13 protein-coding genes are annotated in these 15,146 nt (G+C 55.6%); all 13 read left to right on the top strand.

Annotation, left to right across the window (positions count from 1 at the left end):
- The first annotated feature begins 9 nt into the window (after positions 1-9).
- Entirely contained in the window at positions 10-774 is a 765-nt protein-coding gene (locus IMCC3135_RS27050; protein WP_088920430.1) for a DUF1223 domain-containing protein, read from the top strand.
- A gap of 121 nt (positions 775-895) precedes the next feature.
- Positions 896-1,429: a porin family protein gene (locus tag IMCC3135_RS27045; RefSeq protein WP_088920429.1), complete on the top strand. Its 534-nt coding sequence runs from the start codon at positions 896-898 to the stop codon at positions 1,427-1,429.
- Positions 1,426-2,691: an Ig-like domain-containing protein gene (locus IMCC3135_RS27040; protein WP_088920428.1), complete on the top strand. Its 1,266-nt coding sequence runs from the start codon at positions 1,426-1,428 to the stop codon at positions 2,689-2,691. Before IMCC3135_RS27045 ends, IMCC3135_RS27040 begins: the two co-directional genes overlap by 4 nt.
- A 2-nt stretch (positions 2,692-2,693) precedes the next feature.
- On the top strand, positions 2,694-3,674 hold the full coding sequence (locus IMCC3135_RS27035; RefSeq protein ID WP_088920427.1) for an AAA family ATPase: 981 nt from the start codon (positions 2,694-2,696) through the stop codon (positions 3,672-3,674).
- Entirely contained in the window at positions 3,671-4,660 is a 990-nt protein-coding gene (locus IMCC3135_RS27030) for a DUF58 domain-containing protein (protein ID WP_088920426.1), read from the top strand. Before IMCC3135_RS27035 ends, IMCC3135_RS27030 begins: the two co-directional genes overlap by 4 nt.
- The gene (locus tag IMCC3135_RS27025) at positions 4,660-5,163 is read left to right on the top strand and encodes a DUF4381 domain-containing protein (protein ID WP_088920425.1); all 504 of its coding nucleotides are present in this window, start codon (positions 4,660-4,662) and stop codon (positions 5,161-5,163) included. Before IMCC3135_RS27030 ends, IMCC3135_RS27025 begins: the two co-directional genes overlap by 1 nt.
- 2 nt (positions 5,164-5,165) lie before the next feature.
- Positions 5,166-6,188, top strand: coding sequence for a vWA domain-containing protein (locus IMCC3135_RS27020; protein WP_236994668.1), 1,023 nt, complete (start codon positions 5,166-5,168; stop codon positions 6,186-6,188).
- Entirely contained in the window at positions 6,185-7,180 is a 996-nt protein-coding gene (locus IMCC3135_RS27015) for a vWA domain-containing protein (protein ID WP_088920424.1), read from the top strand. Before IMCC3135_RS27020 ends, IMCC3135_RS27015 begins: the two co-directional genes overlap by 4 nt.
- Positions 7,177-8,073: a tetratricopeptide repeat protein gene (locus IMCC3135_RS27010; protein ID WP_088920423.1), complete on the top strand. Its 897-nt coding sequence runs from the start codon at positions 7,177-7,179 to the stop codon at positions 8,071-8,073. The genes IMCC3135_RS27015 and IMCC3135_RS27010 overlap by 4 nt, the downstream gene beginning before the upstream one ends.
- Positions 8,074-8,098: 25 nt before the next feature.
- Positions 8,099-10,063 carry a BatD family protein gene (locus IMCC3135_RS27005; protein WP_157736292.1) on the top strand — a complete coding sequence of 655 codons (1,965 nt, stop codon included), beginning with the start codon at positions 8,099-8,101 and terminating at the stop codon, positions 10,061-10,063.
- A gap of 294 nt (positions 10,064-10,357) precedes the next feature.
- Complete coding sequence (locus IMCC3135_RS27000) at positions 10,358-11,680, top strand: BamA/TamA family outer membrane protein (protein ID WP_157736291.1); 1,323 nt, start codon at positions 10,358-10,360, stop codon at positions 11,678-11,680.
- A gap of 105 nt (positions 11,681-11,785) precedes the next feature.
- Entirely contained in the window at positions 11,786-13,750 is a 1,965-nt protein-coding gene (locus IMCC3135_RS26995) for a 3-hydroxyacyl-CoA dehydrogenase NAD-binding domain-containing protein (RefSeq protein ID WP_088920420.1), read from the top strand.
- On the top strand, positions 13,750-15,027 hold the full coding sequence (locus IMCC3135_RS26990; RefSeq protein WP_088920419.1) for an acetyl-CoA C-acetyltransferase: 1,278 nt from the start codon (positions 13,750-13,752) through the stop codon (positions 15,025-15,027). Before IMCC3135_RS26995 ends, IMCC3135_RS26990 begins: the two co-directional genes overlap by 1 nt.
- Positions 15,028-15,146 lie beyond the last annotated feature (119 nt).

The raw sequence follows: 15,146 nt of genomic DNA, 5'->3' as shown, positions 1-15,146 counted from the left end.
GGTTGCCGCATGGCAATGAAGATTTCAGTTCGTCGTATTTTGCCTTTGACCGTGGTGGCCGCCATGTTGCACCCGGCCATCTCTACGGCATCCGAACAGCCATTGCGTCTCATCGAATTGTTCACCTCGCACGGTTGTTCCTCCTGTCCACCGGCGGATCGACTATTGGGCGAGCTACTGGAAAACGATTCATCGCTCATGGCACTGGAATACCATGTTGACTATTGGGATACTCTGGTACATGGCGGTGATGGCAGCTGGAAAGATCCTTTTTCAAGCCCTGAATTCACGGCCAGGCAGCGCGCCTACTTCGCTGCAGGTATGGCGGGCCAGGCTGGCGTCTATACACCTCAGGTTGTTGTCAACGGGCAGTTTGCGACGGTAGGCTCCGACCGGGGGCGCTTGCAGCGGGCTCTGGAGCAGGTTGGTAGCCAGCAACTGGATATCGGCATTGATGAAATATCGGCAGCCAATGGGCGTGAACTTGGTATCAAGGTCCAGGGTTCAGCCGCTCAGTTAGAGGCTGTACAAGGGGCGAGCCTGTCGCTGGTACGTTACATTGACTCGGCAGTAACCCCCGTTACGGCGGGTGAAAACAAAGACCTGAAACTGACCAATCACCACATCGTGCATGCTGTGGAGGCACTGGGTACGCTTGATGCCCAAAGCCCGCTGAGTTATGCGGTGCCTGTGCCAGCACCAGATGAGGGCTGTGTTGTCATTTTGCAACAAGGTGCATCAGGGCCGGTACTGGCGGCCGCTGAATGTCCCTGAACGGGCACAATCCTCCGGGCTTGTCTTGCTGGAGGAAACACAGGTGACCTGCTCGACATGACGCACTACGCTTGTCAGTGCTATCTTCTCGGTCCTTGACCATAGTCTTCTGGAGTATCGTGTGCGCTGGCTTATTGCGTGTGTACTGGCAGTATCTTCCTCATTCGCTTCCGCGGATGGGCCTGTGTACGCTGAATTACAGCTGGGTGCGGGCCGCATAGATAACGGCGATCTGGGTTTCTACCCCACTTTCGCAGGCTTCAATGTGGGCGTGTATCTGGTCCCCAATATTGGTCTGGAGCTGTTCGCCGACTCTGGCTTGAGCTCTGACGAGGCAGGTGATTTTGATATGGAGATGGAGCAGGCCTACGGAATCGCTCTGCGTTTCCAATCGCCTCCACAACGTGGCACGCAGGGTTACATTGTTCTGGGCGCTGTCAACTACACGCTCGATCAGACTTCCGAAGCCAGTGGTGCTCTGCCCGGGACGTCCATCAATGATGATTTTACCGGCGCCCGTGTGAGCGTGGGCATCATGCAACGTCTTGAGCGGATTCCGAATATGCAAGTCAGTTTCGAATATCGCCATTACAACTCGGGTGAGTCGCTGCGACTGGATGCACTGGTACTTGGACTGAGAGTGAACGCACCATGAGAACCTTTAAGCTTGCCAGTGCTGCTGTGCTGGCACTGATCGTCGCTGGCTGTGATGGCAATGCCAGGCCTTTCGAAGAGGCGGTCGAGGTTCGTACCGAGAACCTGACCTCGATAGAAGTGGTACCGCCGACCATAACGGTGCCTGCGTTGTTCATGAATATTGGCGATACAGCTCAGTTTGGTGTGCAAGGCAATACGGTCATCGGACAAGTACTGACACTGGATAGCGACGATCGGCAGTGGCAAGTCACGGATGAGTCGGTTGCCAGCATCGATGGCAATGGCCTGCTGACGGCCAAGGCCAATGGCATCGTCGGTGTTTTCGTCTCGATCGGTGGGTTGGAGACTATCCAGTATGATCTGACGGTTTCGCAGGCTGATCTGATAGATGTTTCAGAGGTTATAGGTGAAGCCATTATCGAACGCTGTCTGCCACAGGAATACTCGGCAACGGGTTTGTTTGATGACGGTAGTACTCGTGATCTGTCAGAAGTCTCCTGGTCATTGGCTGCCGCGGATAGTAGCAACGCTCGAATACAGAATAATCCGGACATCACGGCCGAGGTGACGGGCCTCAACGCCTCCAGTATTACGCTGACTGCGGCACTGTCCGGCTTTACTCTGCCGTTGCCGCTTGAGATTTCCGATTCGCTGACTGCGCTGGATATTTCACCAGACTCGGTCAGTCTGTCCGTGGATGGAACTCAGACGCTGGCAGCCTTTGGCACCTACGAAGGGGCGGCTCCCGGCAGTACTGATACCACCACGCAACGCACATCGGTCAACGTCAGTTCTGCCGTGGATTGGCAGATTACCAACGGTGGCGAAGATGTTGCCTCTGTCAGTAACACCACCGGTTCAAAGGGACTGGTGACAGGCCTGGAGTCCGGCGTTGCCAACCTGACGGTCAGTTGCGGTGTTGACCGGGTTTCTGATGCTGTTGTCGTGACAATCAGTGATAGCTCATCTGATGAACTGTCCTTTGAACGAGGTAGCTCGATTAGCGTCGACGTTGATGCGGCCTCCTTTACTCTGAATGTCTCTTCCGGCTCCAGTTACAGCTCCGACGATATTCTGGATAATGACGATCTCACCTGGGAATTTGATTCAAGTAGCAGCACCAGTGATGCCATCTCTCTGGATGGCACGGGTGATGATGCGGGTGAGGTCGATCCGTTAAGAGTGGGTAGCGGCACCATAACCGTGACCGATTCAGATGGAAATAGTGAAACCATCTTTATAGAGGTAACGGATAATTGAGCGTGCTGGAAACCGTTAACCGACTGAAGTCTCAGCTTGAGGCTTCTGTTGTTGGTCAACCCAAGCTGGTTAACAGACTGCTGATTGCATTGCTGGTTGATGGCCATTTGCTGGTCGAAGGTGCGCCCGGACTTGCCAAGACGCGTGCCATCAAGGCTCTGGCGGATCGCATCGAGGCCGACTTTCAGCGTGTCCAGTTCACCCCCGATCTGTTGCCCGCGGATCTGACCGGCACCGAGGTCTATCGACCCGCTGATGGAACCTTTGCCTTTCAGAAAGGCCCCTTGTTCAATAACCTGATTCTGGCGGATGAAGTCAACCGGGCGCCTGCCAAGGTGCAGTCTGCTCTGCTTGAAGCCATGGCCGAACAGCAGATTTCTGTCGGCCATCAGACCTATCCCTTGCCAACGCCTTTCATGGTGATGGCAACACAGAACCCGATCGAGCAGGAAGGCACCTATCCCTTGCCCGAAGCGCAGCTGGATCGATTTCTGATGCAGGTCGTCATTGACTACCCGGATAGCAGGAACGAGCTGAAGATTCTCAGGCTGGTCCGAGCTGAGGCTCTGGCTGCCAGTGGCGCTGAGCAGGCCGAAGAGCTGGAGGCTGTGGTCGACGAAGTGTTTGCTCTGACGGATCTGTTTGCGGCACGCCGGGAAGTGCTCGAAGTGTTCATGTCCGATGATGTCGAGAACTACATCGTGCGTCTGATCGTAGCCAGCCGCAAACCGGCACGTCATGACGAGGACCTGGCCCGTTGGCTTCAATATGGTGCCAGTCCACGTGGAACCTTGTGTCTGGATGCCTGTGCACGGGCGCATGCCTGGCTGGATGGGCGTGACTTTGTAACTCCGGGTGATGTGCAGGCTATTATTCATGATGTTCTGCGGCACCGTTTACTGCTTTCGTTTGAAGCGGAGGCTGATGGCATCACAACAGACGATGTGATTGATCGCCTGTTGCGGATGATTGCGGTGCCGTGAGTACCGGTATGCTTCGGCAGTCGGCAGAGCGGGATCATTTAAGCTTTGCCTCGCCCGCCAGCACCTCGCTTGATGAGCTGGTGCGCTTGCGTGCAACGGCGCAGGCAATGCGGCGACAAGTCAGAAAGAAAAGTGCCGCCCCCATGAACGGTGGTTCCGTCTCGAAGCGCCTGGGTCGTGGTCTGGACTTTGCCGAGGTACGTGAATATCAGCCCGGCGACGATGTTCGCATGATTGACTGGAAAGTCACGGCTCGTACCGGTCAGGCGCACACCAAGCTGTTTGTCGAGGAGCGCGAGCGGCCCGTCTTGCTGGTCGTGGATTTTCGTGTTGGCATGCGCTTTGGCACTCGTGGCATGTACAAATCGGTATTGGCAGCTCGGCTGGCGGCATTGTTGGGCTGGAGTGCAGTTGCCAGCAATGACCGGGTCGGAGGGTTTGTCTTTACCGATGACTGGCACAGCGAGATTCGTCCGCAAGCTGGCAGGCGTGGGCTCATGAGCCTGTTTCGTGCTATTCATCAAGGCCAGCAGCGTATTCCTACTCAGGGTGGTGAACAACTGGCCAGAACACTGGAGCGATTGCGCCATGGTGTGCATGCCGGCAGCACAGTGGTTCTGCTCAGTGATTTCCACGGTCTGGATGAGAATGCCCGCTCCGCACTGGGAAGCGCCTTGCAGTCACTGGACGTCATGGCGGTACATATATGCGATCCACTTGACGTGGACCTGCCTGAGCCGGGACGCTATCCTATGATTTCCAATGCAAGTGGGCACCTGCAACGCTTTGTCATGGCCATAGGCAGCAAGTCGGAGCAGCAAAGATATCGTGATGTCTTCATGTCGCGCCAGCAGGTTCTGCGTGAACTCTTTGCCCGGCATAATCATTTTTATACGACTGCCATGACGGATGGACCCTTGCGTGAGACGGTCTCTGCGATCATCGCTCGCCAGCCTGACCTGCGTTGCGGCTTGCCACCTGCCTGATGAACGAAGAAGACAGGCAGGCCTTGCTCGACCAGTTGCATGACGTCCAGTTGCCAGAGCTCAGTGCCTGGCCGGCTGCCGGATGGTGGTTACTACTGTTGAGTCTGATATTGCTGGTTATCGTTGCTATGCTGAGCTGGCGGCGGTATCAGGCACGCAGTTGGCAGCGTGAAGCTTTCACAGAATTGCAGCGTCTGCGTGACCAGGTTGTATCGCAGCCGACTAACAGCACGCTGGCTGATTGTTCACGACTGGCAAGGCGAGTGCTGCTGGCGGTACGCAGCCGTAGTGATGTTGCAAACTTGCAGGGCAAAGCCTGGTTGGAGGAGCTGGATTCTGTGTGCCAACAACCGCTTTTTGCCCAGGGCTTCGGGCGTTTGCTGGAGGCAGGGCCTTATCAGAGAGATCCGCAAATCAGCCAGAATGATCTGGAATCCCTGTTTGATGCTCTGGAAGAACTGGTTCGCTCGGCGGCGCGCCGTCAACCAACAACGACACGCTGATCATGAGCTGGCTGCAAGATATTATCTGGCTGATGCCATGGGTTTTCTGGTTGCTGCCCTTGCCTCTGCTGGTCTACTTCCTGGCACCTGTCCGGCAAGTGACTCAGGGTCGTGCACTGCGGGTTCCCGATGCGACCTTGTATGAGAATCTCAGTACGGAGCAGGTGCGTGGTGGGCTGCGTCAGGGGTTACGCATCCTGCTATTGACACTCGCGTGGATTGCCTTGTTATTGGCGACGGCTCGGCCGCAAAGCTATGGTGAACCTGTGGGTATACCGGTGAGTGGCAGGGATTTGATGTTGTGCATTGATATCTCGGGCAGTATGCGCGAGGCGGATTTGTACGCTGGCAATACGCGGGCGACAAGAATGTCTGTTGTAAAGCAGGTGGCGCGCGATTTTGTTGCTCGACGCACCGGTGATCGGATCGGGCTGGTGATGTTCGGCTCGCAAGCCTATTTACAGACGCCCTTGACCCGTGATCATGACACTGTGCAGCATTTTCTTGCAGAGGCCGCGGTGGGGCTGGCAGGGCGTTCGACGGCCATCGGTGATGCAATAGGTCTAGCTGTAAAACGTCTCAGAGACAGGCCAGAAGCGGCTCGAGTCATTATTTTGCTGACTGATGGTGAGAACTCTGCCGGTGTTATCGAGCCACTGGAGGCGGCCAGTCTGGCGGCGCAGAACAATATTCGTATTCACTCTATCGGCGTGGGTGCTGATGCGCAGGCCAATCTTTTCAATGCACCGTTTGGTGGTGCCCGCAGTGAGCTCGATGAAACCACTCTGCGGGCCATTAGCGATGCAACGGGCGGACAGTATTTCCGAGCTCGCAACCAACAGGAGCTCACTAGCATCTATCGCCAGATTGATCGTCTGGAGCCCACTGATGAAGAAGGCAATGATTTCAGGCCTTTGCAGGAACTGTTTTTCTGGCCATTGAGTGCGGCACTGTTCTTGTCCATCTTGTGGGTCCTGGCGGGTAGTTTGCCTCACGGGGCACGACGAGCGGTCATGAGGCCATGATGGATACTGCACTCGAGTGGATGCGTCCAGAATGGCTTTGGGGATTTGTGCCGCTGTTGGTGGTGATTTTTTTCTGGTTCCGTTTGCGTTCGAATAATGGAGCCTGGGAATCGTTTGTCGATCCAGCGTTGCAACCGTATGTGATTGAAGGTCAGTCAACGTCGACACACGGCGCTCCGATACTGATGTTTGCTGCGTGGGCTCTGGCCCTGCTGATGCTGGCGGGACCTGTCTGGCAACAACGAGAAGTGCCGGTATTTGAAGCCGAGAAAGCCGAAGTCATCGTTTTTGATCTGTCGCTCTCCATGCGCGCTGACGATGTCAAACCGGATCGACTGACGCGTGCCCGTTTCAAACTGATCGACCTCTTGCAGCGTAGCGATGGCATGCAGTCGGGACTGATCGCCTTTGCACAGCGGCCTTATGTCATCAGTCCATTGACTGATGATGCGAATACCATCGAGGCATTCGTACCCTCACTGGAACCTGAGATCATGCCGGCTCAGGGTAGTCGCCCGGATCTTGCCATTGAACAGGCCGTACAATTGCTGAAGCAGGCCAGTGTGGGGTCGGGACATATATTGCTTATCACGGATGCTGCTGCCAGCCAGCAGGATCTGGATGCTGCTGCGAATGCCAGGACCGCGGGTCACCGCGTGTCAGTGCTGGCAATCGGTACGGCTGCAGGTGCGCCTTTGCGTGCCGAAGATGGACAGTTTTTCCAATACTCCGATGGGGCCATTGTGGTTTCACAACTGGATATTGATTCATTGAACAGATTGTCCGCCGCAGGTGGCGGCAAGACAGTCAGTCTTACAACATCGGGCAAGGATCTGGATGCTCTTGATAGTGTCAGACGAAGCTTGGGCATCACGGCTCAAGATGAGGAATCGACTGCACTTAAAGTGTATTGGGTAGAGTATTCGCCCTGGTTGCTGTGGCCGCTATTGGGCGCGCTGTTGTTTGCCTTTCGCCGTGGAGTGATTGCATGAAACGGCTCTCAGCTATATGGCTGTTTGCATCCTGTGTATTGCTACCTGCTGCAAGCGTACAGGCTGCGTGGGATGAGTGGTGGCAGACACCTGAGCAGCAAGCGGCGCAGGCTTTTGAAAACGGTGATTACGAGACGCTGCTGGAGAAGGCGCCGGATGCTGGCTGGAGCGGCTTGGCTCAGCATGGCGCGGGGGATTACGAGGCGGCGGCTGCATCCTTTGCACAGCAAGTGGAACAGCAGTTGAAGGAGGGTGATATCGATGCTGCGAATCGCATGCGCTATAACCAGGGTGTGAGTGAAGTCAAAGCAGGTCGTTATGATGAGGCAATCAATCAGTTTGATGAAGTGCTGGAGAATGATCCGGAGTTCACGAATGCGGTAGGCAATCGAAATATTGCAGAACAGCTGAAGCAGTTGGCTGAGCAGGAACAGCAAGAACAGGATCAACAAGGTGACCAGGAAGGTGATCAGGAAGGTGATCAGGAAGGCGACCAGGAAGGCGACCAGGAAGGTGATCAGGAAGGTGATCAACCTTCTGATGGTGAGCCGGGGAGTGGCGGCGAGGAGGGTGAGTCCACGGCAGGTAGCGAAGACAATGCAACTCCGCCCGGACAGAGTGAGGCTGATGAGCAGGCCGCCGAAAATGCTGCGCGCGAAGCGCTGGCTGCAGAAGCTCGACAGCAAGGTAATGAACCGGATGGTGATCCGGAAGAGGGGCCACAGCAAGGCGCTAACGAGGCGCCCGAGCGGCCACTGACAGAAAATGAGCAGGCAACTGAACAGCTCCTGCGCCGAATTCCGGATGACCCGGCTGGGCTACTGCGTCGCAAACTGGAGCAGAGTCATCGAAGTGAGTATCCGGAGGTGCGAGATGCGCTTGAACCATGGTAATAACGATTGTTGGCGTGACACTCTCATGAGATGGCTTCTATTCAGTGTATTGCTGGCGATGACTTCGTCGCTGTCAGCGCAGCAGGGTACCGTCAAGAGTGAGCTCAGCGCGTCGAGCGTGACTCTAGATGAGTCAGTCACGCTATCCATTTTTGCCATCGGTGTGGAGGGTGAGCTTGACACGTCGGCCCTGGATCAGGATTTTGACATTGTCGGGCGCTCCAGTTCCCGTCAGATCAATTCGATAGGCGGTAGTAACAATCAATCGACAGTGAGCAGCGTGGTTACCTGGACGCTGGAGTTGATGCCACGCAAGGCCGGTGTGTTTACGGTGCCTGCGGTCACTGTTGGTGGCATGTCCAGTGAACTGCTGAGTCTTACGGTGAACGAAATTTCGGCCAGTGCCAGGCGAGATGTGTTTGTCGAGGCGACGGTGGATACACGAACGCCCTGGGTACAGTCCCAGGTGCTGATGTCAGTTCGTGTTTTTCAGGGTATCGAGATCGTGGATGGCGGTTTGTCAGATCCGGCAGGCAAGGACATTCAGGTTGAACGCATAGGCAAGGATGTGTATACAAACGAAGAGCGTGATGGGCGCCGATACAGCGTGACTGAACGACGCTTCGCCTTGTTTCCGCAGAAAAGTGGTTCACTGCAAATTGATCCGGTTGTCCTGAGCGTGTCCGTGCCTGCGAACGCTGGGCAGCGCGGCATTTTTTCATCGACTCGAAAGCTCACCCGGCGTACCGATAGCCTTCAGCTGGAGGTGCAAGCCAGACCCTCGACGGGTACTGCTTGGTGGTTACCTGCGAGAAGTTTGACGCTGGCAAGCAATTGGGCCGGTGGTAATACGGATGCCCGTGTGGATCAACCACTGACGCGTACCGTCACCATGCGAGGTGTTGGAATACTGGATTCGCAGCTTCCGGATATCAGCATCCCGGCCATTGATGGGGTCAGCCTTTATGCCGAGGAGCCCGTCAAGGCCATGGTCGTCGATGAGCTTGGGTTACAGGCAGAGCAGACCATCAAGTGGGCTCTGATTCCACAGCGAGAGGGTGAGCTGGTCTTGCCTGCGGTTAGTGTCGAATGGTTCAATACGGAGACCGGCAAAACTGAAACGGCAATGCTGCCAGAAGAAATCGTAAGCGTCGGACCCGCTGTCGATACCGGGCACGCTTCATCGGCGCTGAGCGGCTCCGGCACTGAAGAGGCACAAGCCGCACCATTGAGTGAAGGTTCGGGTGAGTCTGTACCACCCTTATCCGTCGATACGACTGCCGAGTTGCCGGATTCGACACTGGCGGCCATCACCTCTGAGCGCTCAACATCCCAGCCTGATAAGACTGTTACAGAAGCAGAGAGGACTGATACAGCACTGTCGATTGAAAACGGTAATCCTGAGGGTTCTCAGCTGATCTCCGGTACCGATGCACTGCAGGCGCAGATCGCCAGTTTGCAAACTGTAAGCAATCGATGGAAGCTCACTGCGCTGACGTTACTGGGACTCTGGGTCACCAGTCTTGCGTTTGTCTGGTGGCGAAAAAGAGATTTGATCAGACGTGAAAAAGTGGCCGGTAAAAGGCTGGGAGCCGTTCGCAAGCATGCGAATGCGGCTTATCAGTCACTGGCACCCCTGGCCGCTGTCGAGGCCGCCTGTACAGGATCAGATCCTGCTGCCGTACGTGGGGCGCTATTGGAATGGGCCGCACGACAATGGCCGGAGCAATCACCCGCGACGCTCACCGCATTGGCGTCAAGGTTTGATGAAGGAGGCGCAGCCCGCGAGTTGATCAAAGCTCTGGATGCTTCGCTCTACAGTCGTGCGCAGGGGGCGTCGGCAAATACCGACCTGATATCGCGCTTGGGCGAATTACCGGGACATATGGCCAAGGCCCAGGCTGGCAAGAAGCGGCTGATCAAGGCAGAGAAATACCCTCATACGCAGGCTTTGTCAGACAAGGCCGGGCGAGGCTTGCCAGAGCTTTGATGTCGTGTCAGTTGTCGGACGCCCTTAGTGCTACTTAACGATGCTGAGGGCGACAGGCTCGAGCTGCGTGCTGTAGACAGTGCCGTACTGATGGCAGATTAAACAGCCTGCTCGGCATGATCCTTGAGTGCTGATGATCAGGAGAGTCGCTAACAGGCTCGCAGCATCAGTTACGAGGTCAGTGAACACAGGTGTATCCAACCAGTTGCCAGACTGCTCAACGGCAATGCCTTACTGGCTTCAGGATTCTGCTTGTCTGCGATTCTTGCGAATCACCGTGATCCGAAAAAGTCCATGAGCGCTGGATACACGCGCTTTGCAGCTCTGAGTCTGATGCTGTTTGCAAGCTTGAGTGTATCAATGGGTAATGCCCAAGCTGCGGATGCAGTTCCCGGTGAGCAGTGGTGTGATCGGCCAGTAGACGATATACGGTTCGTGGGTAACAAGGTGACACGAGCACAGGTTATCGAACGCGAGCTGATGCAGAAGCCAGGGCAGTACTGTTCGCTTGATGACATCATCGATGGCATGCAGAACATAATGGATCTGGGGCTGTTCAAATCGATTCGGGCAGAGCTGGATCTTGCTGAAGGTCAACTGATCTTGAGCTACCTGGTTGTTGAGAAAATATTCTTTCTGCCGCTGCCACGCATCAGCCGGACCTCGGATGGTGAATTGCGCTTGGGGGCACAGCTACGCTGGGATAATTTCATGGGCCGCCTGCATCAGCTAAAACTGACCAGTGAGAAAAGACAGGAAGATGACGGCCGTGGCAGAGCTGGCTATGTGCATAGTCTGGAATATAACGTGCCCCGTTTTTTCGGCAGTCGTTACGGCATGAGTGTCGATGCCTCTGTAGAGCGGCGTAATGCTGAACTGTCCCGTGATGATGAGATCTATGGAGAAACGTTACGTAAGTCGCGACGTGCAAGTTTGAGACTGACACGTTGGGCCAATGACAGCCTGGGCATCAGCGGTCTGAGCTATTTTGGCGGTGCCGGGTTCGAGATTCGTGACTACCAAATGCGCTCAGGCGTCAAAGGCCCTTTTAGTGATGGAGAAAATCTGGCACTGGAGGCAGGTTTTGGTATTCAGCGAGTACATCAGGAGCCGTATCGTCGGCGAGGTCACTACTACGGTGGCTCACTGGCCTTTGCAGACAAGGTTCTGGGGGCAGACTTTCGTTATGTGCGTCTGGAAGCTGAGGGGCGTTGGTATCTGGCCTTGCAAAAGCCGCAGACAAATTTCAATATTCGAGCAAGATTGCGATGGAGCGATTCGGCACCATTCGGGGAACGCTCCTATCAGATCGGTGGGGGAGAGCTGCTACGGGGCATGGAGTCTGGTGCTCACTCCGGCAACATCTTGACGTTGCTGAACGTTGAGTATCTCTCTGGTTTCTTTGCCTATCCTGCCTGGCGCTGGTTAGTGTTCATGGATGCGGGGAACGTTTACCTGCAAAGTGATGTCGATCTGTTCAGACAACACGTGCGCGGTGGTGTTGGGCTGCGCAGAAAGGTTGAGGCTCTGACCAATGCTGATCTGCGGCTGGATCTTGCCTGGGATCCGGTTGAAGGCAAGGTGAAACCTTATCTATCCACCAGTCTTACCTTCTGACTCTCATCTTCGCTAGCGTCTCAAGTCTGATAGTCTTCTAGCCGCAACAGCTTGAACAAATCTGTTCCTGCCGTTCACTATCAATTCTTACGACGAGCACTGCTCATGACGACTAGATTTGGCTCATATGATCACTGGCAGATAGACATCGATGTCGAAAACATCGTGTGGCTATTGTGCGATCGTCAAGGCGAGGGAAGTAACTCCCTGTCCGAGGCTGTGATTCGGGAATTGGGGGGTATCGTCGAAGAAATCGAGTCATTGAACCCGGTAGGCGTTGTGGTGGGTTCCGCCAAGCCTGCAAGCTTCATACTCGGTGCTGACATCCGTGAGTTCGATCGTTTCACGCAGGCCGCCGACGTCACCAATATGATCAAGGCTGGCCATGAGGTTTTCGCCCGCCTGGAGAACCTGCCATGCCCTACCGTGGCGGCCATTCATGGCTTTGCGCTGGGCGGAGGTCTTGAGCTGGCGTTGTGTTGTGATTACATCGTTGCGTTGAATGTGCCGGAAACGCGAGTTGGCTTTCCGGAAGTCAAGCTGGGGATCTTCCCGGGCCTGGGTGGCACCACAAGATTGACAGAGCGCGTGGGCGGGCTGGAAGGTATGCAACTGATGCTGACTGCTCGCATGTTGCGCGCACCTGCCGCTCGCAAGGCCGGGGTCATTGACGAGCTGGTGGATGAATTCAGTTCGCTGCACTGGGCGGCAAGACGGGCCATTTTGCAAAAGCGCAAAAAACACACGCCATCCGCTGCCGCCGCGCTGACCAATCGTCAGCCTGCACGCAGTGTTCTGGCGCAGGTACTGCGGCGCAAGACCGCCGAGAAGGCTAATCCTGAGCATTATCCGGCCCCTTTCCGGATGATCGATATGTGGGCAGAAAATCGTGATAATCGCCGCCGCATGTTCGAGGCGGAAGCCGAGCAGGTTGGCCAGTTGATGGTCAGCGATACGGCAAGAAATCTACGACGTGTCTTTTTCATGACAGAGCGAATGAAATCGCTTGGTAAAGGCGAGGATTTCAAGGTCCGGCGTGTGCATGTAGTGGGCGCCGGCGTCATGGGGGGCGACATCGCCGCCTGGTGTGTCTTGCAGGGCATGGAGGTCACGCTTCAGGATCGCGAGTTGAAGCATATTGAGCCTGCCTTGAAACGGGCCAAGGCTCTGTTCCGGAAACGTCTTCGCAAAAAGCCTGCTGTCAGCGCTGCCTTGTCGCGGCTGATGGCGGATGTCGAGGGTGACGGTGTGCCGCGTGCGGATGTCATCATTGAAGCCATTTATGAAGATGCCGACGCCAAACGAGCCCTGTATGCTTCGATCGAGCCACGTATGGCAGCCCATGCCATTCTGGCGACAAATACCTCAGCATTGCCGCTGGAATCACTGACCAGGGATATGGCGGCTCCAGAGCGACTGATTGGACTGCATTTTTTCAACCCGGTTGCCAAGATGCCACTGGTTGAGGTGGTGCATGGTGAACAGACGGCAAAGAGCTGGATTGCCCGAGGTTGCGCATTCAGCGCACAGATCAATCGTTTCCCCTTGCCGACCAAGAGCTCGCCGGGTTTTCTGGTGAACCGGGTACTGGCTCCTTATCTGATGGAGGCTTTCACGCTGATGCTGGAAGGTCTGGACAAGGAGCTTATTGACGCATCTGCCATTCGTTTTGGCATGCCTATGGGACCCATTGAGCTGGCCGATGTGGTCGGTCTGGATGTGTGCATGAAAGTGGCAGAGACTCTGGCAAGCGGCGATGTGGAGGCGCAGCGAGAGCTGTTGCAGAAAAAACTTGATGAAGGGCATCTGGGCAAGAAGTCAGGGCAGGGGTTCTACGTCTGGGCCAAGGGGCGGGCTAACCGGCGTAAGCTCAATGTCGATAGTCCTTACGGCGATCAGATAGCTGCTCGTCTGATGAAGCCATTTCTGGCCGAGTGCCAGGCAGCCTCTGCCGAAGGCATCGTTGCAGACGATGAGCTTCTGGACGCTGGAATTATATTCGGAACCGGTTTTGCGCCTTTTCTTGGCGGACCGATGCATTATCTGGAACAACAGGAGGCAAATGCCTGATGGCTCAAACACTCAAGCCGGTCGTCATCGTAGGCGGACTTCGAATCCCCTTCTGCCGATCAAACACCTCCTATGCAGAGCTGTCCAACAAGAAAATGTTGAGCACGGTTCTGAATGGTATGGTGCAGCGGTACGCTCTGGAAGGCCAACATATCGGTGAGGTGAATGCAGGCGCTGTCATCACGCATTCGCGTGACTGGAACCTGGCGCGTGAAGTGGTACTCAGCACCAAGTTGTCACCTACGACGCCCGGGCTGACCATGCAACAGGCATGCGGTACCTCCTTGCAGGCGGCAATGACGGCCGCCGCCAAGATTGCCACGGGACAGATTGACTCAGCCATTGCAGCCGGTAGCGACACCGTCAGCGATGTGCCTATCGTCTTTAACAACAAGTTTTCGAAGCGTCTGGTGGCGTTGGGCAAGGCGCGAGATATCAAATCGCGTCTGGGAGTCTTCAAGGGCTTTGGTCCCAAGGAGCTGGCACCAGTGCCACCGTCCGTCAACGAGCCGCGTACCCTGATGAGCATGGGGCAGCATTGCGAGATGATGGCCAAGACCTGGTCCATTTCACGACAGGCACAGGATGAGCTGGCATTGCTATCGCACCAGAATACGGCTGCAGCCTATGACTCAGGCTTCTTCGACGATCTGTTGATTCAGTGCGAAGGTGTTCTGCGCGATAACAACCTGCGTGCCGATGCCAGTCTGGAATCTCTGGGAAAACTACGCACTGTCTATGACAAGACCGAGGCCGGCACGTTGACGGCAGGTAACAGCACCCCATTGACTGATGGCGCGGCAGGCGTATTGCTGTGCTCCGAAGAATGGGCGCGCGAACGTGGACTGCCTATTCAGGCTTATCTGACACATTCGGCGACAGCGGCTGTTGATTTTGTAGGTGGAGCCGGGTTGCTGATGGCACCAACGGTCGCTGTCAGCGATATGTTGAAGCGAGCCGAACTGACACTGCAGGATTTTGAGCTATATGAAATTCATGAAGCCTTTGCTGCTCAGGTGCTGTGCACCTTGAAAGCCTGGGAAGACCCTGAGTATTGCCGCAAAGAGCTGGGTCGTGATACCGCGATGGGCAGTATCGATCGCACACGCATGAATGTGGTTGGTTCAAGCCTTGCCGTCGGTCATCCTTTTGCTGCGACCGGAGCCCGTATTCTGGGCACACTCGCCAAACAACTTGATCAAAAGGGCTCCGGCCGAGGCCTCATCTCCATCTGCACCGCAGGCGGCATGGGCGTCACCGCCATCCTCGAAAAATAACCGGGTCGGACCATCGTAACTGTTTGATTACCAGATGTTTTGTATGCCATATTGAGCTGGAAACATCACTAAACAGCCCTGCTTGGGGGTGAAAAGGGCCATTTAGTGGGCGTCGTGGT

The organism is Granulosicoccus antarcticus IMCC3135, assembly GCF_002215215.1.
In the GTDB taxonomy this organism is placed as follows: domain Bacteria; phylum Pseudomonadota; class Gammaproteobacteria; order Granulosicoccales; family Granulosicoccaceae; genus Granulosicoccus; species Granulosicoccus antarcticus.
This window is presented reverse-complemented; position numbering and strand designations above follow the sequence as displayed.